This is a genomic window from Porphyrobacter sp. HT-58-2, from assembly GCF_002952215.1.
Classification (GTDB): Bacteria; Pseudomonadota; Alphaproteobacteria; order Sphingomonadales; family Sphingomonadaceae; genus Erythrobacter.
This window is the reverse complement of the sequence record NZ_CP022600.1, coordinates 368,818-395,110: the sequence shown is the minus strand read 5'-3', so window position 1 is coordinate 395,110 and position 26,293 is coordinate 368,818. Positions and strand designations below refer to the sequence as shown.

Here is a 26,293-nt window from a genome sequence, read left to right as displayed (position 1 = left end):
CGCAAAGCTCTGGAGTACGCAAGGGGCAGGGCAGCCGGACAACGTGCTATCTTGGGGCAGCAGCCGATCCCGGCGGTGCTTGAGTGCACCAAGCTCACCTTGCTTCATGATCGACAAGAATCTCATCTTTTTCGTCCTCGCTCGCAAACAACCTTTGCCCCTTCACTAGTGACGAGGACCAGATTGGTGTTCCGAAAATGTGCACTGAGGTTAGCGCTGCGGTACTGAAAGCCCTGCGCAGGCGCATTCAGGACAAGCGGCTCGCCTTCGTAAGATTTGCGGACTTCCATGGTGAGACCTTCGTTCTTGAAGTCCACAAACCGGCTTTGCCCATCAGTACATTGGTATGGGTGTCGACCCGATTGGGCGGACCCGTCCTGGATCTGCGACGCGTGGATATCTCGCTCCGTCGTCGGCATTTGTTCCGGATCCCCCGAGCACGCTGAAAAGCCCGCCGCTACGGCAACAATAAAAATCAAAGGCGTGAGTTTCCGCATGGGCTGGCTCTGGGTATCTGAAGTGCTGAAGGGCTTCCGTGCCAAAACTGACAATCGGGCCTCCAGTGCAGTTGCGACAAGGTTAAGCGGGGCGATCACCGACCGCCCCGCTGGATTTTTCATGACGACGTCTCCACGATGGTTTGACCATGGTCGGCGCCTTCGAACGCCTCATTGTAGTGTTCGGGCTGTCTGATGGTCTTCTGGCCGAACCGGGCATAAAGCGTCGGCAAGACAAACAGCGTCAGCAGGGTGGCCGAGATCAAGCCACCGATTACCACCGTTGCCAGGGGCTTCTGGACCTCAGCACCGGCGCCGGCGCCCAGCGCCATCGGAACGAACCCCAGGCTCGCAACAAGGGCTGTCATCACGACTGGTCGCAGGCGCTGCATGGCTCCCACATAGGCCGCCTCCTCCCGGGACATCCCAGAGCGGATCAGATCCTGGATCGAACTGACCATGACCAAGCCATTGAGAACAGCGATGCCTGACAACGCGATGAAGCCAACGGCGGCGGAAATGGAGAAGTCCATTCCGCGTGCGAACAACAGCAAGACACCGCCAACCAGCGCAAAGGGCACGCCGGTGAACACGATCGCCGCATCTCTGGCCGAACCCAATGCGCCGTAAAGCAGCACCAGGATCAGAATGAAGCAGGCCGGGATGACAAGCTTCAGTCTCTCGCTTGCTGACTGGAGGTTTTCAAATTGACCTCCCCATTCCAGATAGACACCAGCTGGCAAGCGAATCTCCTTCGCGATGACCTCCTGGGCATCGGCAACAACCGATCCTACGTCCCTGCCGCGGACATTGGCCTGGACCACCACACGCCGCTTGCCATTCTCGCGGCTGATTTGATTGGGTCCGTCGACCACCTGGATGTCGGCAACACTGGAAAGCGGCACACTACCGCCACCCGCGACAGGTACAGGAACCTGCTCCAGCACGCTGATATCCGAGCGTTGGGCCTCCGCGAGACGGAGCACCACCGGAAACCGGCGATCGCCTTCGAAGATCTGCCCGGACACCCGGCCACCGAGCGTGGCTGTCACCGTATCCTGAACGTCTTGAGACGTGACCCCAAGCCGCGCCATTGCGTCGCGGTTGACGCGAATGTCGAGCATGGGAAGACCGGTTGTCTGCTCTACCTTCACATCAGCTGCGCCCTCGGTTCGGCGCAGCACGGCGGCAATCTCCTCGGCCGTCCGATTCATCTGGTTGAAGTCGTCGCCGAAGACCTTGACTGCTATGTCACCGCGAACGCCGGCGATTAATTCATTGAATCGCATCTGGATGGGTTGGGTAATCTCGTAGGCATTGCCCGGGATTTTCGAAAGATTGCTCTCGAGCCGGCTTACAAGCTCTTCCTTGGGAAGCTCAGGGTTGGGCCATTCCTCACGCGGTTTCAGGATCACGAACATGTCGGTCGCGTTCGGTGGCATCGGATCCGAAGCAAGTTCTGCCGTGCCGGTTTTGGAATAGACGAATGCGACCTCGGGTTGCTTCGACATCATTCGCTCGATCGGCACCTGCATTGCCTGACTCTGCTGGACCGACGTTGCCGGGATGCGCAGCGACTGGATCAGCAGATCGCCCTCATCGAGCTGCGGCAGGAACACCGAGCCGAGGGTGGTGAACGCCAGTGCCGCCACCACAAGGCTGGCAACACCGGCTCCGATCGTTACCGTCGGGCGCTTCATCGACCGCTCAAGGCCAGGCTCATAACGCTTCTTGAGCCATGTGATGATGCGGCCATCCTTCTCCTCCACCTTTTTGGACAGCCAGATTGCGATCATCGCCGGAACGAATGTGAGCGAGAGAACAAACGCGAATGCGAGGGCAATGATGACGGTCAGCGCCATAGGCACGAAGGTCTTGCCCTCGACGCCTGTCAGGGTCAGCAAGGGGACGTAAACGAGGATAATGATGGCCTGCCCGTACACAGATGGCCTGATCATCTCGCGGGCGGCAGAGGCGACGGTAGCCAGTCGTTCCTTGACGCTGAGGAGTCGTCCCTCGTGGTGCTGCTGCTCGGCAAGTCGCCTCAAGGCATTCTCGACGATGATAACGGCGCCATCAACGATCAGGCCGAAATCGAGTGCGCCGAGACTCATCAGGTTGGCGGACACGCCGACACGCAGCATCCCGAAACCAGTCAGCATCATCGTGATCGGAATCACCAAGGCAGCGATCAGCGCTGCCCGGAAATTGCCGAGCAAAATGAAGAGCACGACGATGACCAGCAAGGCGCCCTCAGACAGGTTCTTGGCAACCGTTGAGATAGTTGAATTGACAAGTTCCGTGCGGTTCAGGACGGGTTGGATCACCACATCCGGGGCAGGGATGCGTTGATTGTCTTGAGTTTCTCGGCGACCGCTGTCGACACAATGCGGCTGTTTTCTCCGATCCGCATGATCGCGGTGCCGACGACAACTTCGGTTCCGTTCTCCGACGCCGAGCCCATGCGAATAGCCTGACCCGTCTTGACGGTGGCCACCTGCTCGACCGTGATCGGCACGCCATTGCGTGTCGCGATAACAGTTCTTCCCAATTCAGCGGCATTGCGGATCAGTGCGTCGGAACGCACCGCCAGACCTTCGCCGTTGCGGTTTACAAAGCCGCCGCCCACGCTGGTGTTGTTCTGCTCCAATGCATTGCCAAGTTCGGTCAGGGATATGCCAAGCGAGGCCAGCTTCTGCACATCGGGCACTACAAGAAACTGCTTGGCATAGCCGCCGATCGAATCGACGCCGGCAAGGCCTGGGGTGCCCTTGAGCAGAGGGGTGACAATCCAGTCCTGTGCCGTTCGCAAATAGGTCGCCTTGTCGACTTCGGTCGTCAGCCGCTCACCCTCGGGCGTGATATAGCTACCGTCCGGCTGCTGGCCCGGTTCGCCCGGCTTGTGCTTGTCGTCATCGCGGTGGTCTAGCCGGACCGTGTACATGTACACTTCGCCCAAGCCGGTCGCGATCGGGCCCATTTCGGGGTTTACACCATCGGGGAGGTTTTCCTGCACCCCCTGCAACCGCTCACCCACCTGCTGGCGTGCGAAGTAGATGTCCGTGGAGTCGGAAAATACGGCCGTGATCTGGGCAAAGCCATTGCGGCTCAGGGATCTTGTGTATTCAAGACCCGGGGTCCCGGCGAGCGCCGTTTCGATCGGGAAAGAGACCTGCTTCTCGACCAGTTCGGGTGACAGCGCGGGCGCTCGGACGTTGATCTGCACCTGGTTGTTGGTGATATCCGGCACGGCGTCGATCGGCAGCCGGTAGAGTGAATATGCGCCAATGCCGGCGGCAATGACGGTGAGAAGCAGGACGAGCCAGCGCTTCTCGACCGCCCATGTAACAATGCGGGCGATCATGGCTCAATCCTCATGACTGGCTTCGCCCTTGCCGATTTCGGCTTTGAGCGTGAAACTTCCGGTGGTGGCGATCTGTTCGTTGCCTTTCAGCCCCGACTTGACGATCACGGTATCGCCCGATGCGTCTCCGAGCTGAACCGGGACTGCCTTGAAGCCGGTGGGGGTGCGGACGAAAACGACCGATTTCCCCTCGAGGCTTTGGACCGCTGTTGATGGCACGCGGATAGCGCCGCTACCGCCGCTGCCCGTGAGCTCTATGGCGACCATGACCGGCTCGCCAACCCGCCATTGTCCGCCGCCATTGTTGAGCGTGGCAATCGAAGGGACGAGGCGCGTCTGGGGGTCGAGAGCTGGCGAGACGAATGTGATGCGGGCGCTCGCTTCGCGCCCCGCCGCCCTCACAGTCACCAGATTGCCAGGCCGAACCCGCCCGGCATCCTCAGGCTTGAGGTTCAGCGCGATCGACACCTGACCCAGATTGGCGATACGATAGAGCTCGGCGTCGGCCGCAACCGTTTGCCCCAGCGTGACCGGACGGCCGATGATCTGGCCTGAAATCGGAGCTGTGATGCCGAGCCGGTTCAGGCCGGCGCCGCCGACACCCGCAGCCGAGACCATGCTTTGTGCCTGCGTCAGCGCGATGCGTGCTTCCGTTGCAACCGTTCGAGCGGTGATGAGATCCTGTTCGGGCGAGACCTTTTCGTCAAACAGCCGTTGCTCTCGCGCAAGGTTTGAATTGGCCAGAGCAAGGCGCGCCCGAGCGGCTTCGACCTCGCCCTTCATCTGGGCGACGTCGCGGCTTTCGATTACGGCGATTGTCTGACCGCGCCCGACCGTCTCACCGAGATTGCGTGTAAGCGCCACTACACGCCCGCCGATGGCCGCGGAAACCACCTGGGTGTTTTGCGGATCACCTTCAATGATAGCCGGTAGTTCGATCGTGCCGGCGCCGCCAACGACAGGACGACCCACCTCGACACCCGCTGCAGCAATCTGCTCGGCCGTGAGGGTCACTTGCCCTTCATTCGCATGGCCGGCTTCAGCGCTCGCGTCTGCAGAACCGGAAGCAGTCTGCTCCTTGGATGGATCAGCGCCCCCACAGCTTGCCAAAAGGAGCGCACTGATCGTCGCTCCAACAAGATAATGCTTCTTCATGATTAGTACTCCGCATTGGGCGCACGGGCGGTCAATCGCTCCAATTGCGCTCGGGCATTCTGATAGGCGGCAAGTGCATCGATCGCTGCGACCCGCGTCTCTGCAAGGGTGCGTTCGGCGTCGAGCAATTCGAGCTGTCCAAACTTGCCTTCGCGGTAACCGATGCGTGCGATGCGCGCGGCTTCCTGCGCGCTGGCCAACGCCGGACCCGCCGCGGCGCGCGCCGTGGTGGCTGCATTGGCCGCCTCGGCCTGCGCATCAGTGATCGCTTGCTCGATATCCAGGGCCGTCAAGCGGCGCAGAGCATCAGCTTGGGTTTGCTGCGCGGTCGCCTGAGCGATTGCCGCGCGCCCGTTGTTGAAAACCGGTATCGGGATGGTGACAGTGAATACCGCAGCCAGATCGTTGGTCGCCTCAAGTCGGCGGATAGCGGGGCCGACGTTGAGGTCAGGGACCCGGTTTGCGCGTGCAAGCCGCACGCCGGCTTCGGCTATCGTGAAATCGGCGTTTGCTGCTGCGAGGGCAAGGGTGCCGGATGAGTCCACCGGCACAGCCGGTCCATACACATTTGTGCCTGGGAGGATGTCGAGCACCGATTCATCAAGTATGCCACTGATAGGCTGCCCGATCCGGCGCACCAGATTGATCCGGGCCGCTTCAGCCAGACGAGCTTGCCGTTCAACATTAGCTTCCGCGTAGGTGACTACAACATCTGCACGTTGTCGTTCAAGAGGCGAGGCTCGTCCCGCCTGCACCCTTATGCTTGCCGCGCGCAGTGCATCGTTGGCAATCCGGGCCTGGTCTCTCGCGGTGGCAAGACGCCGTTCGGCCGCTACCGCCTCGATAAAAAGTTGAGTAACCTGCAACCTGACATCGGCGGCAGTGATCGCCTGCTGGATCTCCGCGCGGGTCAGCTGCGCCCGTGCCACGGCAACTCGGGCGCTTCGCTTACCGCCGAGTTCTATGGGAATAGCGGGGCCTATGGTGGTTTCAGCGCTTCTCAAGCCGCGGTAAGGCCCGGAACCAGCGATGTTTTCTACCTGTACTTGTACGACAGGGTTGGGGCGCAAGCCTGCCAACCTTTGGCCTGCTTCAGCTGCCTCAACTGCAGCTACTGCAGCCTCGGAAGCGGGTGCTGCGCCGCCGGCAGCCGCGACAGCTTCCTCGAGAGTAAATACCTTGGCAGCGGGGATATTTTGCGTATCCCCCTGCGGTTGCGCCTGCACCACAGATGCACAGGTCGCAGCAGCCAGAAGGGCTGCTCGCACGATCTTCATTTGGAATTCTCCTGACAGATAACCTCGGCCGGAAACTCCGGCCAGTGTCATGTGTCAGGCGTTTGGTGGCCTCAGGCCCGGTTCGGGCGCGCTAGAATCAAGCGGAGGCGTGGAGCGCGCGAACAGCGGCACTGAAAGCGAGCCAAATCGGGGCGCAACGCCGATATCAGCTGGAGCCTGGATCGCCGGACAATGGCAGATGCCGTGGTGATGAGGGAGGGCCTTGTCAGCCGTGCCCTGCTCGTTCCCGCTGCTCTTTTCGTCATGAAATTCAGCGGCGCACTCTAGCCCCCGCGCATCCGGCAGTTCCCCGGCTTCGAGGGTGACGCCCGTAACGAGCGCTGACAATACCAGTGTCATGACAAGGCGCGAAAGGAACAGCACGCCGCAGTTTAGCAGGCCTAAGATCGGGTGTCATGCGGAATAACCCTGCATGCGCCAACGTTTGGCCGAGTCTACAGAAACCGTTTCTGTTTCGCCAATTTCCAAGAGCTGCTTCCAAGCGCCCCGACTTCAACTTTTTCTCGATCGCGGTGACTGCCGGACGTTTTGGAGGATCCGCGCACGGGTTGAATCTAATGCAAAAAGAAAGGGTGCCCGGTCTGTTGACCGGACACCCTCCGTTTACTGCCTGCTAGCCGTTACGGGCAGCAGTCTTTTGCTTCCTCGCAGCATGCGAGCACGAGATCGCAGCAAGCCATGGCGAGATTGGCCACTTGTTCCGGCTCGGCCGCATATGCCGCTGAACTGAAACCAAGCAGACCGACTGCGATAATAAGGTACTTTTTCATTTGTTATCTCCTTTGGATGATTGAACGTCGTGATCAATCACCCAATCGCGGTGGGGGCGGTTCGGGACCGCCTAATCCCAAGACGAGGATATGCGAGAAGAACGGGAAATGCAGGTTGGCCGACAGGCCCGGCGTGCCGAAATTCAGCAAGCGGGCGTCCACAGGCGATTGGCACAGCGTTCCGCAAAACGAGCGGCATGAGTCCGCGACGTCTTTGCGGCAGTCGTCACAGTCGCTGGGTGCCGGGGACGTCTTCATCTCCATTTCCATGGGAGCACAACTCACCGAAGCATAGCTCGCCTGCAATGGCAGCAGCGCGATCATCGCAAAGGCAAAAAGGCGAAGGAGGCGGTCGGGCATCGTCATGAGAGTACCTCCGTATTCGGGCAATCCCAAGCGATAGTTACTGGCAAAACGTCCAGGCACATGACGGGGCGGTAGAATCTCGACGCCCCGTTCACGTTCGAATGGATTGTCGATGCGCTTCTGCCTTTATCGCCGCTCACGCTTGAAAGCTCCGTAGTCCAGTCGCGGCAGTCGCACTCATTTTTTGGTGAGGGCTGAAGGCGTCGCTTGCGTATATATCAGAAGCCATGCGGAGATGACCTGTGTCCGATATCGATTCAACCTTGCAACAACTCGGCAGCCTTCCCTTACCGGCGGGTCTCGACCGGATTGATGAGGCTGTGATCGCCGGGTTTGCGGCGCAGCGTCACGAAGCATCTTTCGGCCGGCGCGCGACCGCCTTGGCTGGGGCTTTTGCTTTGCTCCTGGGTCTCGGCACCGGTGGATTCGTGAGCGGACCGCCTGCGCAAGCACAAGCCATCGCGCCCTTTGCCGCAGACAATCCGCTCGCACCCTCAACGCTACTGGACGTCCACCCGTGAAAAGGCCTGCATGGCTGGCGCTGGTTGCCGTCGTCGCCTTCGTTGCTGCTCTGGCAGGGAACTATCTGGGCCAGTGGCTTGTGGCCGATGACAGGCGCAGCGAGACCGAGCTGCACGCATTCCTGCATGAGAAACTCGATCTCGATGCCGCGCAGACGGCGAAGATCGAGGCGATCGAACAGCGATTTGCAGCTCGCCGCAAGGCTCTCGAACGCGAAATGAAGGTGGCAAATGTCCATCTCGCCGAAGCGATGGAGGCCGAGCACGGCTACGGCCGCGAAGTTACAGCAGCAGTCGATCACACGCACCACGTCATGGGCGAGATGCAGAAGGAAACGCTCGAACACCTCTTCGAAATGCGTTCTGTTTTGCGGCCTGATCAGGCTGCAGCATTTGATCGGGCAGTGACCAAGGCGCTCGCCCCCGATCCGAAGTGAGCGGCTCGCTGGGAGATGAGAGCGATGCCGAAGTGGTGGCACTGGCACTTGCCGGACGGCAGGACGCCTTTCGGGAGCTGCTGGCCCGCTACCGTGAGCCGATCTATCGTTTCATCCGCGCTTCGACTGGCGATGCACAGGAAGCGCTCGACCTTACACAGGACACTTTTGTTGCCGCCTTTGCCGCACTGGGCCGCTTTGACCGTTCGCGGCCACTCCTGACCTGGCTCAGGCGGATTGCGCTGAACAAATGCCGCGATTGGGGGCGCAGACGCCGGCTGCGCACGATGCTGTGGCGCACAGCTCAGATCGATGCGGCCCATGACGTGCCGGACGATGCTATCGCGCCGGACGTGCAGGCGGCCGACCGCACCGAGCTCGCGCGGGTCAATGCAGCAATAGTGCGGCTGCCGGCACGGTTGCGCGAAACCTTGATCCTGCGAACGGTCGAGGGCCTCGGTCAGGCGGAGACAGCCGAGGTGCTTGGAATCAGCGAAAAAGCGGTCGAAACGCGGCTATATCGGGCGCGTAGCAAGCTCAGTGAGCTGCTGGCAAACGAGGGTGGCCGAAAGAATTTCTGAGGGGTGGGCAGGACGCCTGCGTAATGGTGGGCATGAAGCATCTAACTCTTTCACGCCGCCACCTGCTTGCAGGACTAGGGACAGCCTCAGCCTTCGCCGCTATGCCCGTATGGGCGCAAGGGCATTCGATCCACCGCATGCGCGGCGGCGCGCCTATCCGTGTGGGCTTCGACGAGGTGTCTGGCGCGGTGATCGATCTTACCGTCGGCCATGGCCCTCGTACTGTGCAGGGGCGCAAGGGGCACGGGATCGCAGTCAACGGCTCGGTGCCTGGGCCGATGATCCGCCTGCGCGAGGGGCAGAATGTCCGCCTCAACGTCACGAACACGCTCGATACAGATACCTCGATCCACTGGCACGGCTTGCTCCTGCCGTTCCACATGGACGGTGTGCCGGGGATCAGCTTTCCCGGTATCAAGCCGGGGCAGACCTTCACCTATGAATTCCCGATCCGGCAGTCGGGCACATACTGGTATCACAGCCATTCGGGGCTTCAGGAACAGCAGGGGCATTACGGCCCGCTGATCATCGACCCGGCGGGCGACGAGCCTGCCGCGTATGATCGCGATTACATCCTTCTCTTAAGCGAATTCACCCCGCTCGATCCGCATTTCATCATGGATCGGCTACGCAAGGGCGAAGGCTATTTCAGCTACCAGCAGACCAGCTGGGCGGACGATTACCCGCTGACCGCCGCCGACCGGCGGATGTGGGCCGAGATGCGGATGCCTGCGACCGACATCGCCGATGTGACGGGATCCACATATACTTACCTCGCCAATGGACGCGGGCCGAAGGAAGGGTTGGAGTACCTTTTCAAGCCCGGCGAGCGAGTGCGGCTTCGCGTTATCAACGGCGCGGCGCAAAGCTTCTTCAACCTGCGCATCCCCGGCCTTGCCATGACGGTAATCGCGGCGGACGGACAGAACGTGAAGCCGGTCGAAGTTGACGAGCTCCAGATCGGCACCGCCGAGATTTACGATGTGATCGTCACCCCGCGCGACGCCGAGGCCTATACCATCATCGCCGAAAGCATGGACCGCTCCGGCATGGCGCTCGCAACGCTGGCGAGCCGTCCCGGCGCGCGCGCAGCTATCCCTCCACCGCGAAAGCCGCCACTTCTCAACATGGGCGACATGGGGATGAACCATGGTGATGGCGGGCACGGCTCTCACGGCGGCGGCAGCCATTCTATGGACGGCATGACAATGCGCGACACGCTGCTGTTGCCGCCCGACGTGAAGGTGGGGCCAGGAATCGACATGGTCTCCATGGCTCCGGTGGACAAGATGGGCGATCCCGGTCTGGGCTTACGCGATGTCGAACATCGCGTGCTCAATTACCGGATGCTGTCTGCCCTGGAGCCCAATGCCGACACGCGGGAGCCGTCACGTCTGCTCGAGCTCCACCTTACCGGCAATATGGAACGCTATATGTGGTCGTTCGATGGGCGGATGTATTCCGCTGTCAGCGACGTTCCGATCCGCTTTGCCTGGAACGAGCGGGTGCGGGTGAAGCTCGTCAACAACACCATGATGGCGCACCCCATCCACCTGCACGGGATGTTCTTCGAACTCGTCAATGGCGAGGACGCTGCGCATCAGCCCCGCAAAAACGTGGTGATCGTCCAGCCCGGCGCGAGCGCGCAATTCGATCTCACCGCCAATGAACCGGGCGACTGGGCGTTCCACTGCCACCTGCTCTATCACATGCATGGCGGGATGATGCAGACCGTGACAGTCATGGGGCCGGAGAGCGGGCAATGAAAACCGCCCTTTCCATGGTCCTGTCGCTGAGCACCGCACCGGCGCTGGCGCAGCATCAGGGTCACGATATGCCCGAGCCGGCCCCTTCCGAGGTCAAGGCTGATCCACATGCCGGTCATGATATGAGCGATCAACCCGCCCCTGAGACAAGCGACCCGCATGCCAGTCACGACATGGACGGACGTGCCGACGCTGATGCTGCCGATCCGCACGCAGGTCATGATATGGGCGATCCCGCGGACAATAAGGCCGAGCCGATGGACGGCATGGACCACAGCACCATGGACCATGGCGGGGGCACGGGGGAGCGAACCGCCTCGCCCGGCCCGGACATGGAAACTCCGCCGCCGCCGGAGGCCGGGATTGGACCGCCGCGCGCCGCCGATGCAATCTGGGGCGCCGAGGCGATGGCAGCCTCGCGCAACGACCTGCGCAGGACGCATGGTGACTTTCCGGTGTTCTGGTTTCAGGGCGACCGACTGGAAACCCAGGTGCGCGGCGGCGAGGACGCGTATTTGTGGGATATCCAGGGATACTACGGCGGCCCGACCGAACGACTCTGGTTCAAAAGCGAGGGCGAAGGCGAATGGGGCTCATCGCCTGACGATGCTGAAGTTCAAGCGCTCTTCTCGAAAGCTTTCAAGCCGTTCTGGGATTTTCAGGCAGGCATTCGCCAGGATGTTGCCGGTCCGGCAACCACCCATGCCGTGATCGGCGTGCAAGGCCTGGCACCCTACATGTTCGAGGTCGATGCTGCGCTGTTCCTGTCGCACCGCGGCGATCTCACCGCACGGATCGAGGCCGAGGTCGATCAGCGCATCACCCAGCGCCTGATCCTTCAACCGCGCATCGAAGCAAACCTGTCGGCGCAGGACATTCCCCTGCTCGGCATTGGCGCAGGGCTCGACCAGATCGAGGTCGGCGCGCGGCTGCGCTATGAGATACGGCGCGAATTTGCGCCCTATATCGGCATCGAGCAGTCCTGGCGGACCGGCCAAAGTGCCGACTTCGCGCGGGCACGTGGTGAAGACCCCTCCGCTACCAGCTTCATCGCCGGGATCCGTTTCTGGTTCTGATCAACACGAAGGATAAACTCACATGAAGATCGCATCATACTTTGCTGCCTTGGCGATTGCGGCATCCCCGCTCGCTTTGCCCGCTGCCGCGCTGGCCCATACCAAGGTGGTCGCGTCGACCCCGGCTGAGGGTGCGACTGTCGCGAGCGCGCGCACCGTTTCATTGACCTTCAGCGAAGCCCTGCTGCCGCCCACCGCAGCAGCCAGCATCGTCATGACCGCAATGCCGGGCATGGCAAACCACGGCGAGATGGCGATCCGCAACTTCACGACCGCATGGTCGAACGGCAACAAGACCATGACGCTCAATTTGGCAAAGCCGCTGCCCAAAGGCACCTACGAGGTTCGCTGGCAGGCGGCCGGGGCTGACGGCCACCGGATGAAGGGCACCGTCACGTTCACCATCGGCTGAGCCGGTGATCGATGGTTTCTTCGAACCAGCCTTGCGGGTTGCGCAATATGCGCTGCTGCTGGGCCTTTTCGGGTGGTCGGCTTTCTGGTTGCTTGGCCTGCGAAGCGTCGGCTGGCTGAAGGCTGACCGAGCGCCAAGCTTTGCCGTTGTGGCGGCACTTGCTGCGCCGATGGTTTCGGCGGCGCTCATGCTGACGTCGATCGCTGCGATGATGGGTGTGCCGGTCGCCCAGCTCGACCAGCCCATGATCAAAGCCATGATCACGGGCACCGACATGGGGTATGCCTTCATTGTACGAACAGGGCTGCTCGTTGCAGGCCTGGCCGCTGTTCTTGCGCTCAGAAGCCAACGGGCAGCGCTGGTCTTTGCGGCGGGCTGCTATGGTAGCGCACTTGTGACCCTAGGTTGGAGTGGTCATGCCGCTGCAACCGAAGGGGAATGGGGGCTATTCCATCGCCTCAATAACGGCATCCACCTGGTCAGCGCGGGCCTGTGGCTTGGAGCCATCGGTTGGTTCGTTGCTCTGACATTCCGAAGCTACAAGAATCCTGACGAAACACAGGCGCATGCGGTGCTGAAGGCTATGCGCGCTTTTGCACCGATGGGGATCTCACTGGTTGCGCTTGTTGCGGTTACCGGGACAATCAACGCTCACCTGATCTTCGGTTTACCAAACGTTGCGGCGACCCTTGCCGCACCGTACGGCGTGCTGCTGGCGATCAAAGTGACCCTCGTGGCAGCAATGGTCGCGTTAGGAGCACATCATGCACGCGTGAGCAGGGATGCTTCACGAGGGATGGGTCAAGCAGTCACCAGTCCCGCCCACCGCCTTGCTGCTTTGCGGCGGACTCTTCTTGCCGAACTGGCATTGGGGCTTTTGGTGACTGGAGTGGTTGCGGTCTTCGGAACGATGTCGCCGCCAATGATGTGACGGACGCGAATTTGAATGAAGACTGTCCGCCAGCTGGCTCCGGTTCAGGCCGTGGCGGTCGGATTGAAGGCGGCGATGATCGGACATGGCCCGGTGTCCTCGGCGGCACAGGCCTCTGCCAGGCGGACCAAGGCTCCGCGCATGGTTTGCAACGTCGCAATTTTTTCATCGAGCGCCGCGATCCGACTGTTGGCGAGCGCCTGGGCTGCCGATCGATCAGACGTTTCGAGATCCAACAGGGTGGAAATCTCATCAAGGGTGAAGCCGGCCATCTGCGCCGCGCGAATTGACCGCAAGCGATCAAGGTCATCGATCCCGTAACGCCGCGGCCCTTGTCCGCGCGGTGGCTCGATCAGGAGCCCACGCCGCTGGTAGTAGCGGATCGTTTCAACGTTTACGCCGCCCGCACGAGCGAATTCGCCGATTTTCATAAATCCGCTTGATTCCGTATCATAGTACGGAGCTTATAGCGACGGCATTGCCAGCGAATCAAAGGAAATCGCAGTGCCGCAATCAGCAAAATCCGCAGTGCTCTATCGCATGGTCATGCCCGGCCACACCTGCCCATATGGCCTGAAGGCCAAGCATCTGCTCACCTCGCGCGGGTATCAGGTGGAGGACCATCACCTGACAACGCGGGAAGAGACCGATGCTTTCAAAGCCAAGCATGATGTAGCTACCACCCCTCAAACCTTCATTGATGGGCAGCGGATCGGTGGCCACGATGACCTCCGCCGCTTTTTCAACCTCAGAGTCGCTGACCCAAATGCCACCACCTATCGCCCGGTTGTTGCACTATTCGCGATGACGGCGTTGATGGCAGTCGCAACCGGAATTGCGACTGACGGCCAAGCGGTCAGCATCAGCGTGGCAGAATGGTTCATCGCCTTCTCGATGTGTGTGCTGGCGCTGCTCAAGCTGCAAGATGTCGAGAAATTTGCGACCATGTTCCTCAATTATGACCTGCTGGCGCAGCGCTGGGTCCCCTATGCGCGCATCTACCCCTTCGCTGAGGGTCTCGCCGGCGTCCTGATGGTGGCAGGTGTGCTACATTGGGTCTCGATCCCGGTGGCCCTGTTCATCGGCACGATCGGCGCGGTTTCTGTGTTCAAGGCGGTCTACATCGACCAGCGCGAGCTCAAGTGCGCATGCGTCGGAGGATCGAGCAACGTACCGCTTGGTTTCGTGTCACTGACTGAGAACCTGATGATGATCGCAATGGCACTTTGGATGGCAGGCGAGATAATCGTAGGATAGATCATCATTTAACATATATCAATACCAAATCATGTCTTGTGCTTCATTTACAACGGCTTGTTACCGATAGGCCGTCCATTGTGTTTCGCTCATAATTTGGACGATCAAGGGAGTTGGAAGTGCAAGACGCCGTAGGCGGCTCACTTCCGACTCCCTTGATCGTAACCTGATCACACCGCAGTGCTTCAGTCTTCAGGGGAGGGGAGCTTCTCGGGGCCTTGCTCACCTGACACGCGCGCCAAGACAGCCGTGTAAAGCTGACGCCAGTGCTCAGCCTTTCCGCGCTCACGTTCCGCTGTTCGGTCCGCCTTGGCCCTTTCGGCACGCGCATCCCGGATCTCGGTTTCAAGTCGCTCGATCTTGTTGCGGAGTGCCGCTTCGATGTGGCGGTGTTCCTCGGGCGTTCGCAGCGGGACCTTCTTGCCGTCGATTACCTGGGTTTCCGCACGGGTTTCGGCGCGTTCCTCGCCGATCTCATCGGCGAAGTTGTTGTAGAGGTACTGGCGACTGACCTTCGCCTCACGGGCCACTGAGACGAACGTCACGGCCTGCCTGGTTTCGCGTAAACGCATGATTGCGTCCTCGACCGCGGCGCGCTTTTCAGCGCTACGACGGCTGCGGGCGTCGTTGAGTGTTGCGATCCGCAGATCCGGTCCCAAGGTCATGACGTTGCTTCCTCCCGAGCAGCGGCCGGCCTGTAGCGTTGCTTTTCACCCTTGTAGAGGCCGTGCTCCTCGATGGAACGGATGATGGTGTCGGTGTTGTGGACCGCATCCTTGTTGCGTTGCAGGCGCTTGCGCGTGATGTCAGCCATGCGGGCCTGTCCGCCTTCCTCGTAGTTCTGCGCTTCCTGCTCAAGACCTTCGATCGCGGCGTATAGCCCGGCCCGCTCGCAGCGGAAGTGCTCGAGGTCATCGCCATCTGCACGGAAGAATCGGCAGGTCAGGCAGGCGTGGGCGTGCTCGCACCATTCACCAAGCTGGCCAGGAAGCGTACAGGCCCCGCCGCAGACGCGGGTGGCCAGCATGGTTTCCTTGCGCAGCAGAAGATCGCCGACGGCCTCATCCACCTTGCCCGCGATCGTGAAGAACTGGCCGCCGCCTTTGCGGAGCAAGGCGTTCTTTTTGATTTCCAGGCGCTTGTTGACGTACATCGACGCCATATCGGGTGAAGCATGGCCGAGCTCGAACATGATGCTCAAGATGTCGTGGCCTTCGGCCGCCATCTGCGTCCCGCGATGGTGGCGCAGCGGATGCCAGGAGAAGTCGAACGGCTTGCCTTCCCCATCGACGATCCCGTGCCTGAGGCACAGCATCCTCAGTTCCTGTAGGGTCCAGTTGTAGCTGAGGAACGATTCCCGTTTGCCGTGGAAGGCGGGAAATAGGTATTTTGTGGTCCGACCATAGCGCTGCCGGACGCCATTCTGCTGAGCTTCGATCAACTCTATCATGGCCCGGTGCGCGGGATCGGTCGCCAGTAAAGGCTTAGTGTTCCAGCGACTGACCTTGTTCTGCCAGAACGTGAACAGCATGAAGCGCTTGTCGTGCGGATCGGGCCGCAGGCAGTCGAAGAGCAGGGCATGCAGGTCTTCTGCCCGCGCACCGGTGGTGATGCCGATCATAAAGATCGCGGGGATGGGCGCTGGCAGTTCGTCGAGCTTTGCTGCCATCGCGGCCAGTGCTTCTGAGGGCGCCGCCCGATTGGCGCCCTCGCGCGACGCGTAAAGCCGGTTGCGCGGGTCATCCGGGGCCTGCTTGTAGCGGATCCGCCGTGCCGCACGCTTGTCGAGGGCGATCCGAGGCCATTGCCCGGGTAGCAGGACTGGCGCCGCGCGCAGGAGTTGGACGATGTCGGTGTACCAGTTCTTGCCGGCGGTATTGCGTGCATTTCCCCATGCGAGGTAACGCTCCATCGTCGCTTCATTAACCTGCGTGGGCTGGGCAATGCCCTCGATGTGCAGGAACTGCGCGAAGAGCCGCAAGCGGACTGGCATTTTTACAAGGGTCCCCGGCGCAAGTTCGCCGTGCGCGACCTTGTCCAGAAGGAAGCCGCGCATCAAAGGGCGGAGCCAAGGCTCAAAGCAGTGGAAGTTCAGATATGTGTCGCTTCGGCGCTGCCTGTCGCGGAAGCGGGTGTCCTCTTCGCTGTAAAGATCGTTGAGCAGGATGATGTCGCGTTCCGGCATCGGCGCCATCTGCGCACGGTTGATGATCGCGAAGCGATGGATATCGCCGAACAGCTGTACTTCCGGTGATCGGAACTCGCCGGTGACGACTTCGTCGCCCCGGATCCACTGGCGGGTCTGGCTTTGCCTGCGCTTTCCATAGTTCGAACCATACCAGGCGGCGTATCGCTCCAGGACTACATCGTTATGGGAGTTCGAATGGCGCGTGCCCTTGTCATCTGATCGCGCAAAGCCAGGGTGAGGGATGTCGGCGAGACAACCCGCGCTAAAATGCTGAAGCAGATCTGCTCCTTCCTCAACCAGATAGCGGATCACGGGGATCCGGCGCTGGAACCAGTGAGCATCCGCCTTACGATCGTCGAGGACAGACGCCGTCAGGTAAGCTTTTATCTCGTTGGTGAGTACCGGAACCGCGGCTTGAAGCAGCATGCTTGCGTATGTCTGGCTCAACCAAGAATGCCCGAACACCTCACCCATCATGGCGTCCGACCAAACGGAATTGGCGACGAGAAGGGGAGATATCTCCGCGAGGCGCGCCTCGAGCCAATTGTTGTAGCGATCGGTATCGTGCGGCGTGCCGCCGACAAGTGCCAGCGGCGTCAGGCCCATCGCAGATCCTTTCCGAGCAGCTCAGCTTCGCGAAGTTTCTCAAGTCTTTCATGCACCTCGTCGGGCCCCTTGAGGTAAAGCTTGCGGATTTCTGAGGCGAACAGGTGCTGGTAGAACGCTGCCGTTGTTTGCGGGCTCGCATGCCCGAGCCGGTCGGCCACTTCGAGCAGGCTGTATCCCGCTGCGATCGCCTCAGATGCATGGCTGTGGCGGAACATGTGCCAGCTGAAGTCGATATGGGTGCGCTGCTCCAGCAAGCACGCGAGCTTCTGTGAGTAGGAAAGGCTCATGGCGTGCCCGATGACGCCGCCTTTCACATTGGCGAAGACGTACTCGGCACCGGATTCGAAGGCCGGCAGATATTCGTCGCTGGTGAGGTAATCGACGTACATGTTGAGCACGTAGTCGTGGACTGGCACGCCGCGTGTCCGCCCGGATTTCGCACGGGCGCCGTTGGCATTGTCTTCGCGCGGAACGACCCAGACAACCTTTTCGGCAAGATCGATGTCGACATGCCGCAGGCCCAGCGCTTCGCCGATTCTGAGACCGGTATTGTAGAGCAGCACGATCAGGAACGCGTCGCGCGCAAGCCCGCACGCATCGATCAGTCGCAGGACCTCGCTAGGTGTCAGCCGCCTTTTGAGCACCTGCTGCTGAACCCGGCCGGGATCGCCCGACAGATAGCGGTCCTTGCGCCGCGTCGTGCGACGCTGGCTGATATGCTCGAGGAACGGCTTGTAGATTTGGTGTCCGTCATAGGCTTTCGTGACCTCGGCCGTATCGACCGCGAAGTCGTCGGTGCCGTTATAGAAGCGATAGAACGATTTGATCGACAGCTGGATCTGGTTGCGCGTCGATGGCGCCAGAACCCGCGTTTCCAGCTGCCGCAGCAGGATCAGCCGAGGGCTTGGCAGTGCATGCTTTCGGTGGGCAAGCCGCCATGCAAGGAAGCCATCGTACAGCGCGACCGTGGCTTCATGGATTTCGGCGCCATTGGCACCAAGGAAGTTCGCGAAGTCGACGACATGGCGAACATAAGCGCGGATCGTGTTCGGCGACGCATGGGTCTGCTCGAGATGGACGATCCAGCGACGAAGGCACTCGACGACGTCGCCATCATCATCCAATACCGTCCACGACCGGCGACCGCCGGGCATTTCGATGCGCGCAGCCTGCCAGGGCGTCGTGGCGAACGAAGTGGACACGGTCGCTGATACTGTTGAAAGACCCCCGCGACCGCAAGCGTTTTAGCATCACACTGGACACAATGTACATGGACAGTTGTGGTGTTGCTATTAACATAATGTATGTTATCAAACTGACGTATTGTAGGCGCTAAATAGAAATGACATCCTTCTGCTAATTGGAGGTGTCACACCTGTGGCGTTTTGCAGCCCGGGCGGCTTGCCTTCGCGCATTGCGCGAGAACGCGCTTACCCATTGGATAAGTCAATTTGCCGCTCGATCACTTATATCAAAGCCTCACGATTTCCCATGGGGTGGGACAACGTCTTTCACAGCGTTAGCCCTCCCAACGCCTTAACCGCGGACTTTTCCCCCAAATGGCCATAGTGCTTTTCAATCATCGCCACGCTTGTCCCACTTATCTGTGCGGTTGTCAGGATGGGGAGGCCAAGCCGGATAAGGTCGGTAATGCCCGAATGCCGCAGCGTGTAGGCCGACGTACCAGCCGGGAGGCCTGCAACTTTGACGGCCGCCGATATGGGAAGTTTCCAACTATTCCGATCCCATGGCTTCCCGTTCGACCGCATAAATAGGGGGGCGGCTGGCAGCTTCCCTTTCGCCTGCGCGCTGAATAGCCGCGCTGCCTCTGGCGGGATCTGAATGCGTCGGGGTTTCCCGTTCTTGTCTTTCGCGATTGTCAGTTCCGAAGTACGCTTGTCAAAGTCCCGCACCGTCAACGCGGCCATGGCTCCGGGGCGCAATGGCAAGAGGCAGAGAGCTCGCACAAAGGGCTTGGCCTCGTCGTCTATGTTATCGAGCAGCTTTCGGCGCTGCGTCCGGTCGAGATACAAATCTCGCCGACCATCAGCATCCTTCACAGCGCGCAGTGCTTCTTGCCATGCGGCTTCGCTGCGCGGCGCGCCCGGTGCGAGCAATCGGCCTAGCGCCGCTCGCAATACCGCCATATCCCGATTCACGGTCGATGCAGAGCGCTTGCGGGTGCGCGCCTGACCATCTTTCGGGCGGGACACAATCGCTGGGGCATCTTCGAGGCGCTTCCGCCATGCCTTGAGGTGGTGCCTCCGCAGCTTGTCGAGCCGCACCCCGGCGAGGGGATCATCATAGATGTGCCGCCGAAAAACGCCTTCGGCGATCTTGCCGGGCTTCTCGGTGAGGTAATCCTCGCACGCGTCTTTGACCGTCTCGATTTCGCGGCGCACCTCTCCGCCTGCCTCGACCAGATCGGCGAAGGCTTCGGCCTCTTTCTTCGCCAGTGCAAAACGCTCATTTGGGGCCACCGCGCCGAAGTCGCCGAGCGCCTTCATGCGGTACTTACGGACGTCCTCATCGTACACGCGGGCAATCCAAGTGCCAGCGCCGCTCTTTTTGGATGGCCGGAAACCGATGAAGCATCCTGCGCGCAGCCGTTGCCAGTAGGGCTCCCGCTGGGCCTTCAGACCGTCACGTTCCTTCACTCTGCTAAGATCGCGTGCCACGTGCCTTTTTCCTTCATCGCATTCCGTACGGAATGAGTACGGAATACAATAGCGGGGGCATAGGGACAACTGCGGACATGAAATTACCATTTATCATCGACTTATTTGTCCCCACGCCTCCCCATAAGTCCGGAAACCCGCCCTTGGTAAGGGTGAGGTCGGGAGTTCAATCCTCCCCAGCAGCACCAGACCTCCAGACACTTGCCCGATGGGGTGTCCTTCCTTCATAATATGCCGGTGATGCGCTGTTGATCGGCTGCATTCGTGTGGCGGGCTGGCCGCCGATGGCCGGTTCGAACGAAGACCGAATGAAGGGGCTGGCTCATGGCAGGCGAGGCCACACGTTACATCTCCTCCTTCATCATCGAACTGCTCAGCGATTTCACCTGCTTTGCGACCGCCAAGCTCGATCTCGACCCAACCGACCTTGCGATCATCTGCCTGGTTGCCGCCGAATCCACCCGGGAGATCAGAAAGGATCCCTATGTCGCCCGTCAGTTCGGGGGCGAGAAGCAGGTGTTCCCGGATATCGAGCGCCCCCCGGTCAGCGTCAAGTTCATCCACACCCGCCTTGGCCTGAGCCGTGAAACCACGCGCCGCCGGGTGGCCGAGCTGGTCGGTCGGGGCTTGCTCAAGCGCGGCAAGGGCGGCGTCTATTTCCCCGCCCAGACCGGCGACGACGACTACACCCTGGAAATACGCAACTATCTCGTCCGCAAGTTCGATGCGCTGATTGCCGTCCGGGATAGCCTGCCCGGTTGACGATCCTTGGTGGAAAATTTGCCCAAATTGGGTATTGCGGATTGTCGGCATTGCAAACGATTTGATATGAGCTGGCGCTGGACGCTCGCTTCGTTCCTTCGGGACGCATGAAAAACATAAAAAGGACGATCGAGTAGCCGCCGCTGGCCCTTGCTGATGCGATTGTGGGACAGGCCTGTCATGTTCGGGACGGACTGTCTGTGATGCGCACGGCCTGATCGCGACAGGGATCTTTGCATCCCTCTCGCAGAACAGGAAATTGGCGGGCCAGCGGCGGCTCAGAACCTCCCTGGGCAGCCGTTGAAACGCAACCACGCTTGCGCCGGGCGCGCGGAGCGATGGCCGCGCGACGTGGCCTGATCCCAACAAAATTGACGATACGCCCCTCGGCCCTGCTGGGCTATCCCCTCTCCCCACAACCAAAAGCCGGGGAGAGGCGCTATGGATCTGGGATTGAAGGGCAAGAAAGTCATCATGAACGGCGGGGCGCATGGCCTTGGCCTCCAATCGCTGAAGCTCTTCGCCGCCGAGGGCGCGGATGTCGCCTTCTTCTCCCGCAAGGAAGACAAGATCGAAGCCGCCAAGGCCGAGATCGATGCCGCAGGTCCCGGCAAGGTCTTTGCCGAAGTCTTCGACATGGCGAGCGGCACTGAAGCCTATCAGGCGTGGCTGGAAAAGGCCGTCGCGGAACTCGGCGGATGCGATATCTTCGTCCACACTGCCAGCGCGTCCGGCACCGGCGGGGCGGGGGACTGGCAGGCGTGCCTCGACATGGACCTGAAAGGCGCGGCTTTTGCGGTCGAGACGCTGACGCCCTATCTCGAAGCCTCAGGCACCGGATCGATCGTGATGCTGTCCTCCACCGCCGCGCTCGAAACCTTCATCGCCCCCAACCCCTTCAACGCGATCAAGGCGGCGCTGATCACCTATGCCTCGCAGCTTTCGCAGGCCTTGGCGCCCAAGGGCATCCGGGTGAACACCGTCAGCCCCGGCGCGATCTATTACAAGGGCGGCAACTGGGAAGTGATCGAGGAGCACATGAAGCCGCTGTTCGACGCGACCCTCGCCAAGATGCCCACGGGCCGCTTCGGCGAGCCGGTCGAGGTCGCCAAGGCAATCGTCTTCGTGGCGAGCCCGGCGGTGCCTTACATGACCGGCGCGAATCTGGTGGTGGATGGCGGGTTCACCCAGCGCGTCCAATTTTAAGAGCAAACCTCCGTTCGCCTCGAGCGTAGTCGAGGGGCTTGGCGCGAGGTGTCTCGACTTCGCTCGACACGAACGGCAATTTTTGAGGTGACACACATGGCGCAAATCGACCGCGATAAGCTGCTCGACATCTACACCCGCACGATGAAGGTGAACCGCACCGACGAGAAGTTCCGCGAACTGCTGATGGGCGGCAAGGTGGCGGTGATGTATTACTGCGTGCGCGGGCAGGAGCTGGTCTCGGCGGCGGCGATGGCGGCGCTGGAACAGGACGATTACGTCGTCTGCACCTATCGCGGGCAGGGCGAGCAGACCGCCAAGGGCATCCCGATGGAAAAGTGGTGGGGCGAATGCCTCGGCAAGGCGACCGGCACCTGCAAGGGCAAGGGTGGCACCATGCACATCACCGATCCGGAAACCGGCATCATGGTGACGACCGGCGTGGTCGGATCGGGCCTCCCCATCGCCAACGGCCTTGCCATGGCGAGCCAGAACAACGGCGACGGGCGCGTGACGCTGGTGAGCTTTGGTGACGGGGCGGCCAATATCGGCGGCTTCCACGAAGCGATGAACATGGCCCAGCTCTACAAGCTGCCGGTCGTGTTCCTGTGCCAGAACAACCGCTACGGCGAACACACGGCTTACGCCGATCACACCGACAGCCCCAATATCGCCAGCCGTGCGGCAGGCTACGGGATGCCGGGGGTGACGGTGGACGGGAATGATGTCCACCAGATCTACCCCGCGGTGAAGGAAGCGGTCGACCGGGCGCGGCGCGGCGAAGGCCCGACGCTGGTCGAAGCCATGTGCTACCGTATGATGGGCCACTTCTTCGGCAGCGACTTCAGCTACATGCCGCCCGAGCACATCGCCGAGATGAAGGCCGAAGACCCGCTGCCCAAGCTGCGCAAGGTGATGCTGGAGCACCAGTTCACCGAGGAGGAACTGGACGCCATCGTTGCCGATATCGACGCGCAGATCAATGCTGCGGTCGAACATGCTCTGGCCGCGCCGCTGCCGGATACCGATGAAATCTACAAGGACGTGCTGGAGGAGACCGCCTGATGGCCCAGATCACCATGACCCAGGCGCTGAACCTCGCGATCGACGAGGCGATGGCCGACGATCCGGGCGTGTTCTGCCTTGGCGAGGACGTTTCCGCCAAGCAGGGCGGCGGGGTGTTCAAGGTCACCTCGGGCCTCACCGAGAAATATGGCGAACACCGCATCCGCGCGACGCCCATCAGCGAAACCGCGATCATCGGTGCGGCGGTGGGCGCGCGGCGCTGGCGGGACAGCGGCCGATTGCCGAGATCATGCTGATGAACTTCGTCGGCGTGTGCATGGACCAGATCGTCAACCACGCCGCCAAGCTGCGCTTCATGTCGGGCGGGCAGACCCCGTGCCCGATCGTGATCCGCACCACCACCGGCGTCGGCGTCGGCTTCGGCGGTCAGCACTCGGATATGCTCGAAGCGTGGTTTGCCCACGTCGCGGGCATCCATGTCGTCACCCCCTCAAACCCCGCCGACGCGCGCGGGCTGATGCGGGCGAGCATCGATGCCAATGACCCGGTGATCTTCATCGAGAACATCCTGTGCTACGGCCTCAAGGCCGAAGATCCCGGCCCGGGTTACCGCGTCCCTCTCGGCAAGGCGGCGATTGCGCGCGAGGGCAGCGATATCTCGATCATTACCTATGGCCGCACCGTGCTCGATGCACTCGACGTGGCGAACGAACTCGCCAAGGAAGGGATCAGTGTCGAGGTCGTCGACCTCAGAACCATCGCCCCTTACGACGAGGCGACCGTGCTGGCGAGCGTGCGCAAGACCGGCCGCGCGCTGACCCTGCACGAAGCCGTGCGCCCCTTCGGCACCGGCGCGGAACTGGCTGCGAACATCCAGGAAAAGTGCTGGGACGACCTCAAAGGCCCCGTCCGGCGCATCGGCGGGACGTTCTCGGCGGTGCCCTTCGCCTCGCATCTCGAACAGGCGTGGATTCCGACCAAGCCGCAGATTGTCGAACAGATCAAACTTGCGATGGGTAAGCTCTGACAATGGCCACCGAAATCCGCATCCCCAAGCTCGGCATGAGCGCGGTCGAAATGACCCTCGTCGAATGGATGTTCGGCGATGGCGAGCGCGTGGAAAAGGGCGAGATCATCTACACCGTCGAGACCGACAAGAGCACCACCGAGATCGAAGCCCAGGCCAGCGGGATCATCCACCCGACCGGCGAGGAAGGCGCGGTCTACAAGGTCGGCGATCTGATCGGGACGATCGAGGAATAATGCCCTCAAGTAGCGAAGCGGTAGGGCAACAAGGACTCAGTCCCCGTGAAATGCTGGCCAAGGTCTATGCCACCGCCGGCACCCGCGACTGGGCAGCGGTCGAGGCACTGATCCATCCCGATTTCGTGCTCTACGAAGCCAATTCGCTCCCCTTTGCGGGCGAGTGGCGGGGCAAGGACGCGCTGCAACGCTGCGCCGCCGCCATGTATGGCACATGGGCCGATACGAAGCTGGAAATGCTCGATTGCACCGGGGGCGAAACTCACGCGGTGATGGTGATCCGCCTCACCATGCACCCGAAGGACGGCTCCGCGCCCTTCACCCAGACGATCTGCGAGGCCGGGTGCTTCGAGGACGGGCTGCTCAGAGAGCTTCGCATCCACTACTTCGACGCCGCGGAAGTCGCCGCCCGCGCGTAACGCCGAAGGCTGGATTGGGGGCGGCCCCCGAATGGCGGCATCTGGCCCTTTGCAGGCAATGGCCGACACCCCCTCCTCTCGACCTGTTACGCACAATGGCGTATTCTCCCTGTCAGGGACGCAGCCCTAATGCGTAAGGCAATCAGGGGACGATCCGGTGAAACAGTCGCTCATCAACCTGCTCCCGCCCGCGACTGTCGCGGCGATCTGGGCTTTCTGGGCCTTTGCGCCTGCTGCGTGGGTGGAGGGCGGCTGGGCAATCATCGCTGTCGGGCTCGGCACGCTCGCCTTCGTCCAATTGCTCGAACTGGTGTTCGAACGCCATGAAGGCTGGCGCATCAATGGCCGCGAACTGGCGACAGACGTGTTCTATGTCGCCTTCGGTTACGGCGTGATCGGGTTCCTCAGCGAAACGCTCGTCAATGGCCCGATGCGCGACCTGAAGGAGACGCTCGGCATTGCCACCCCCTGGCTCGCCGACAGCCCGTTCCTGGTGCAGGTGCTGGTGGTGATGTTCACCTTCGAATTCGGCCAGTACTGGATGCACCGCGCGATGCACAACTGGTACCCGCTGTGGCTGACTCACGCGCCGCATCACCACATCACGCAGCTCAACGCGATGAAGGGTTTCATCGGCAATCCGATCGAATTGTTCCTGATCAGCCTTGGCGTTATTGCGCTGCTCGATGTCGATCTCAACGCGCTGTTCGCCGCGATCACGGCCTCGGGTGCGATTGCAGCCTATGCCCACGCCAATGTCCGGGCCAATCCGCCGATCTGGTTCGGGTTCTTCTTCACCACCATCCGCAACCATTCGCTCCACCACACCGCGCTTTCCTATGAGGATACGCGCTGCAATTACGGCAACAGCGTGATCTTCTGGGACCGCGTGTTCGGCACCTACAAGGAGGGGGAGAGCGAAGTGGTGGGGCAGGATGATCGCCGGCGCCTGTCGATCAAGGAACAATGGCTGTTCCCGCTGCGCCCGTGGCTGGATAAGCGCGCGCAGGGCTGAACCTTGGCAGACTCATCGGGATAATTCCGCCCCGCCTCTTGCTGGGCCTGTTCCCATGGGGAATCACAGGCGCATGGCGATTCTCTCCGACAAATGGATCCGCGCTCAGGCGCTCGAACACGGCATGATCGAGCCTTTCGTCGAGGCCCAGCGGCGCGACGGGGTGATCTCCTATGGCCTGTCGTCCTACGGCTATGACGCGCGCGTGGCGCCGGAGTTCAAGATCTTCACCAATGTCGATTCTTCGGTGGTCGATCCCAAGCAGTTCGATCCCAAGAGCTTCGTCGACCGCGAGACCGATGTCTGCATCATCCCGCCCAATTCCTTCGCGCTGGCCCGCACGGTCGAATATTTCCGCGTGCCGGAAGATGTGCTGGTGATCTGTCTGGGCAAGAGCACCTATGCGCGCTGCGGGATCATCGTGAATGTCACCCCGCTGGAGCCGGGTTGGGAAGGCCATGTGACGCTGGAATTCTCGAACACCACGCCCTTGCCCGCCAAGATCTATGCCAATGAAGGCGCGTGCCAGTTCCTGTTCCTCAAGGGCAATGAACGCTGCGAGACGAGCTACAAGGACCGCGCGGGCAAATACATGGGCCAGCGCGGGGTGACGCTTCCCAGACTCTAGGGCCGCGGCTTTAGCGCGCTTTCCTACTGCACTTGGCCGAGGCTAGCTTCGCTGCCATGCGCCCCAAA

The 26,293-nt window shown here is 61.3% G+C and carries 25 protein-coding genes and 2 pseudogenes; 16 read left to right on the top strand and 11 right to left on the bottom strand.

The features are described from left to right. Positions 1-122: 122 nt before the first annotated feature. The 6 genes and pseudogenes from CHX26_RS15545 to CHX26_RS01895 all read right to left on the bottom strand — a co-directional run bounded on the left by CHX26_RS15545 (position 123) and on the right by CHX26_RS01895 (position 7,450). Positions 123-620, bottom strand: coding sequence for a hypothetical protein (locus CHX26_RS15545; RefSeq protein ID WP_146107624.1), 498 nt, complete (start codon positions 618-620; stop codon positions 123-125). Then, positions 617-3,861 (bottom strand): annotated as a pseudogene (locus CHX26_RS01910) (efflux RND transporter permease subunit). Before CHX26_RS01910 ends, CHX26_RS15545 begins: the two are co-directional and overlap by 4 nt. 3 nt (positions 3,862-3,864) lie before the next feature. After that, the gene (locus CHX26_RS01905; RefSeq protein WP_104940921.1) at positions 3,865-5,016 is read right to left on the bottom strand and encodes an efflux RND transporter periplasmic adaptor subunit; all 1,152 of its coding nucleotides are present in this window, start codon (positions 5,014-5,016) and stop codon (positions 3,865-3,867) included. 2 nt (positions 5,017-5,018) lie between these two features. Continuing rightward, complete coding sequence (locus tag CHX26_RS01900; RefSeq protein ID WP_104940920.1) at positions 5,019-6,293, bottom strand: TolC family protein; 1,275 nt, start codon at positions 6,291-6,293, stop codon at positions 5,019-5,021. A 641-nt stretch (positions 6,294-6,934) separates the two neighbouring features. Next, positions 6,935-7,084, bottom strand: a complete 150-nt coding sequence (locus tag CHX26_RS15810; RefSeq protein WP_172449650.1) for a hypothetical protein — start codon at positions 7,082-7,084, stop codon at positions 6,935-6,937. 33 nt (positions 7,085-7,117) lie between these two features. Further along, positions 7,118-7,450: a hypothetical protein gene (locus CHX26_RS01895; RefSeq protein WP_104940919.1), complete on the bottom strand. Its 333-nt coding sequence runs from the start codon at positions 7,448-7,450 to the stop codon at positions 7,118-7,120. A 242-nt stretch (positions 7,451-7,692) separates the two neighbouring features. On the opposite strand from CHX26_RS01895, the gene CHX26_RS01890 reads away from it, so the two are divergent. Genes CHX26_RS01890 through CHX26_RS01860 form a run of 7 tightly spaced genes read left to right on the top strand, consistent with a single transcriptional unit; the run spans position 7,693 to position 13,174 of the window. Next, positions 7,693-7,971, top strand: coding sequence for a hypothetical protein (locus CHX26_RS01890; RefSeq protein WP_104940918.1), 279 nt, complete (start codon positions 7,693-7,695; stop codon positions 7,969-7,971). Continuing rightward, complete coding sequence (locus tag CHX26_RS01885) at positions 7,968-8,408, top strand: Spy/CpxP family protein refolding chaperone (protein WP_104940917.1); 441 nt, start codon at positions 7,968-7,970, stop codon at positions 8,406-8,408. The genes CHX26_RS01890 and CHX26_RS01885 overlap by 4 nt, the downstream gene beginning before the upstream one ends. Beyond that, positions 8,405-8,989: an RNA polymerase sigma factor gene (locus tag CHX26_RS01880; RefSeq protein ID WP_146107623.1), complete on the top strand. Its 585-nt coding sequence runs from the start codon at positions 8,405-8,407 to the stop codon at positions 8,987-8,989. Before CHX26_RS01885 ends, CHX26_RS01880 begins: the two co-directional genes overlap by 4 nt. 23 nt (positions 8,990-9,012) lie before the next feature. Then, entirely contained in the window at positions 9,013-10,755 is a 1,743-nt protein-coding gene (locus tag CHX26_RS01875) for a copper resistance system multicopper oxidase (protein ID WP_104940916.1), read from the top strand. Then, entirely contained in the window at positions 10,752-11,831 is a 1,080-nt protein-coding gene (locus CHX26_RS01870; protein ID WP_172449649.1) for a copper resistance protein B, read from the top strand. Before CHX26_RS01875 ends, CHX26_RS01870 begins: the two co-directional genes overlap by 4 nt. 22 nt (positions 11,832-11,853) lie before the next feature. Then, the gene (copC, locus tag CHX26_RS01865) at positions 11,854-12,243 is read left to right on the top strand and encodes a copper homeostasis periplasmic binding protein CopC (protein WP_104940915.1); all 390 of its coding nucleotides are present in this window, start codon (positions 11,854-11,856) and stop codon (positions 12,241-12,243) included. Between the two features lie 4 nt (positions 12,244-12,247). Next, positions 12,248-13,174 carry a CopD family protein gene (locus tag CHX26_RS01860; RefSeq protein ID WP_104940914.1) on the top strand — a complete coding sequence of 309 codons (927 nt, stop codon included), beginning with the start codon at positions 12,248-12,250 and terminating at the stop codon, positions 13,172-13,174. A gap of 44 nt (positions 13,175-13,218) precedes the next feature. On the opposite strand, the gene CHX26_RS01855 is transcribed toward CHX26_RS01860, so the two are convergent. Beyond that, complete coding sequence (locus CHX26_RS01855) at positions 13,219-13,605, bottom strand: MerR family transcriptional regulator (RefSeq protein WP_104940913.1); 387 nt, start codon at positions 13,603-13,605, stop codon at positions 13,219-13,221. Positions 13,606-13,714: 109 nt separating this feature from the next. Between CHX26_RS01855 and CHX26_RS01850 the strand changes: the two genes are divergently transcribed. Beyond that, complete coding sequence (locus tag CHX26_RS01850) at positions 13,715-14,431, top strand: glutaredoxin family protein (protein ID WP_104943185.1); 717 nt, start codon at positions 13,715-13,717, stop codon at positions 14,429-14,431. A 185-nt stretch (positions 14,432-14,616) separates the two neighbouring features. Here CHX26_RS01850 and CHX26_RS01845 read toward each other — a convergent pair whose 3' ends face one another. The 4 genes from CHX26_RS01845 to CHX26_RS01830 all read right to left on the bottom strand — a co-directional run bounded on the left by CHX26_RS01845 (position 14,617) and on the right by CHX26_RS01830 (position 19,906). Continuing rightward, the gene (locus tag CHX26_RS01845) at positions 14,617-15,096 is read right to left on the bottom strand and encodes a DUF6262 family protein (protein WP_104940912.1); all 480 of its coding nucleotides are present in this window, start codon (positions 15,094-15,096) and stop codon (positions 14,617-14,619) included. Next, positions 15,093-17,225 (bottom strand): tyrosine-type recombinase/integrase, encoded by a 2,133-nt coding sequence (locus CHX26_RS01840; protein ID WP_104940911.1) that lies wholly within the window; start codon positions 17,223-17,225, stop codon positions 15,093-15,095. Before CHX26_RS01840 ends, CHX26_RS01845 begins: the two co-directional genes overlap by 4 nt. Beyond that, positions 17,216-18,430 carry a tyrosine-type recombinase/integrase gene (locus CHX26_RS01835; RefSeq protein ID WP_233997239.1) on the bottom strand — a complete coding sequence of 405 codons (1,215 nt, stop codon included), beginning with the start codon at positions 18,428-18,430 and terminating at the stop codon, positions 17,216-17,218. Before CHX26_RS01835 ends, CHX26_RS01840 begins: the two co-directional genes overlap by 10 nt. Positions 18,431-18,739: 309 nt before the next feature. Continuing rightward, positions 18,740-19,906 carry a tyrosine-type recombinase/integrase gene (locus CHX26_RS01830; protein WP_104940910.1) on the bottom strand — a complete coding sequence of 389 codons (1,167 nt, stop codon included), beginning with the start codon at positions 19,904-19,906 and terminating at the stop codon, positions 18,740-18,742. A gap of 324 nt (positions 19,907-20,230) precedes the next feature. Here CHX26_RS01830 and CHX26_RS01825 point away from each other — a divergent pair, with 324 nt between their 5' ends. From CHX26_RS01825 to dcd, 8 genes and pseudogenes are all read left to right on the top strand, one after another. Then, the gene (locus CHX26_RS01825) at positions 20,231-20,668 is read left to right on the top strand and encodes a DeoR family transcriptional regulator (protein ID WP_104940909.1); all 438 of its coding nucleotides are present in this window, start codon (positions 20,231-20,233) and stop codon (positions 20,666-20,668) included. 441 nt (positions 20,669-21,109) lie between these two features. Then, a complete protein-coding gene (locus CHX26_RS01820; RefSeq protein WP_104940908.1) occupies positions 21,110-21,874 on the top strand; it encodes an SDR family NAD(P)-dependent oxidoreductase in 765 nt (254 codons plus the stop codon). Positions 21,875-21,970: 96 nt separating this feature from the next. Next, on the top strand, positions 21,971-22,939 hold the full coding sequence (locus tag CHX26_RS01815) for a thiamine pyrophosphate-dependent dehydrogenase E1 component subunit alpha (RefSeq protein ID WP_104940907.1): 969 nt from the start codon (positions 21,971-21,973) through the stop codon (positions 22,937-22,939). Continuing rightward, a pseudogene (locus CHX26_RS01810) lies at positions 22,939-23,927 on the top strand (alpha-ketoacid dehydrogenase subunit beta). The gene CHX26_RS01815 and the pseudogene CHX26_RS01810 overlap by 1 nt, the downstream one beginning before the upstream one ends. 2 nt (positions 23,928-23,929) lie before the next feature. Next, positions 23,930-24,163 (top strand): biotin/lipoyl-containing protein, encoded by a 234-nt coding sequence (locus tag CHX26_RS01805; protein ID WP_104940906.1) that lies wholly within the window; start codon positions 23,930-23,932, stop codon positions 24,161-24,163. A gap of 50 nt (positions 24,164-24,213) precedes the next feature. Next, positions 24,214-24,582, top strand: coding sequence for a nuclear transport factor 2 family protein (locus CHX26_RS01800; protein WP_172449648.1), 369 nt, complete (start codon positions 24,214-24,216; stop codon positions 24,580-24,582). A gap of 157 nt (positions 24,583-24,739) precedes the next feature. Then, on the top strand, positions 24,740-25,597 hold the full coding sequence (locus CHX26_RS01795; RefSeq protein ID WP_104940904.1) for a sterol desaturase family protein: 858 nt from the start codon (positions 24,740-24,742) through the stop codon (positions 25,595-25,597). A gap of 73 nt (positions 25,598-25,670) precedes the next feature. Beyond that, positions 25,671-26,225, top strand: a complete 555-nt coding sequence (dcd, locus tag CHX26_RS01790; protein ID WP_067407156.1) for a dCTP deaminase — start codon at positions 25,671-25,673, stop codon at positions 26,223-26,225. The last annotated feature ends 68 nt before the right edge of the window (positions 26,226-26,293 follow it).

Bases quoted from the DNA above. Each gene is read 5' to 3' on its own strand.
- CHX26_RS15545 (WP_146107624.1), bottom strand. From the start codon at position 620: ATGAAAAATCCAGCGGGGCGGTCGGTGATCGCCCCGCTTAACCTTGTC.
- CHX26_RS01905 (WP_104940921.1), bottom strand. From the start codon at position 5,016: ATGAAGAAGCATTATCTTGTTGGAGCGACGATCAGTGCGCTCCTTTTG.
- CHX26_RS01900 (WP_104940920.1), bottom strand. From the start codon at position 6,293: ATGAAGATCGTGCGAGCAGCCCTTCTGGCTGCTGCGACCTGTGCATCT.
- CHX26_RS15810 (WP_172449650.1), bottom strand. From the start codon at position 7,084: ATGAAAAAGTACCTTATTATCGCAGTCGGTCTGCTTGGTTTCAGTTCA.
- CHX26_RS01895 (WP_104940919.1), bottom strand. From the start codon at position 7,450: ATGACGATGCCCGACCGCCTCCTTCGCCTTTTTGCCTTTGCGATGATC.
- CHX26_RS01875 (WP_104940916.1), top strand. From the start codon at position 9,013: ATGGTGGGCATGAAGCATCTAACTCTTTCACGCCGCCACCTGCTTGCA.
- CHX26_RS01870 (WP_172449649.1), top strand. From the start codon at position 10,752: ATGAAAACCGCCCTTTCCATGGTCCTGTCGCTGAGCACCGCACCGGCG.
- copC (WP_104940915.1), top strand. From the start codon at position 11,854: ATGAAGATCGCATCATACTTTGCTGCCTTGGCGATTGCGGCATCCCCG.
- CHX26_RS01855 (WP_104940913.1), bottom strand. From the start codon at position 13,605: ATGAAAATCGGCGAATTCGCTCGTGCGGGCGGCGTAAACGTTGAAACG.
- CHX26_RS01850 (WP_104943185.1), top strand. From the start codon at position 13,715: ATGGTCATGCCCGGCCACACCTGCCCATATGGCCTGAAGGCCAAGCAT.
- CHX26_RS01845 (WP_104940912.1), bottom strand. From the start codon at position 15,096: ATGACCTTGGGACCGGATCTGCGGATCGCAACACTCAACGACGCCCGC.
- CHX26_RS01840 (WP_104940911.1), bottom strand. From the start codon at position 17,225: ATGGGCCTGACGCCGCTGGCACTTGTCGGCGGCACGCCGCACGATACC.
- CHX26_RS01825 (WP_104940909.1), top strand. From the start codon at position 20,231: ATGGCAGGCGAGGCCACACGTTACATCTCCTCCTTCATCATCGAACTG.
- CHX26_RS01820 (WP_104940908.1), top strand. From the start codon at position 21,110: ATGGATCTGGGATTGAAGGGCAAGAAAGTCATCATGAACGGCGGGGCG.
- CHX26_RS01815 (WP_104940907.1), top strand. From the start codon at position 21,971: ATGGCGCAAATCGACCGCGATAAGCTGCTCGACATCTACACCCGCACG.
- CHX26_RS01805 (WP_104940906.1), top strand. From the start codon at position 23,930: ATGGCCACCGAAATCCGCATCCCCAAGCTCGGCATGAGCGCGGTCGAA.
- CHX26_RS01800 (WP_172449648.1), top strand. From the start codon at position 24,214: ATGCTGGCCAAGGTCTATGCCACCGCCGGCACCCGCGACTGGGCAGCG.
- dcd (WP_067407156.1), top strand. From the start codon at position 25,671: ATGGCGATTCTCTCCGACAAATGGATCCGCGCTCAGGCGCTCGAACAC.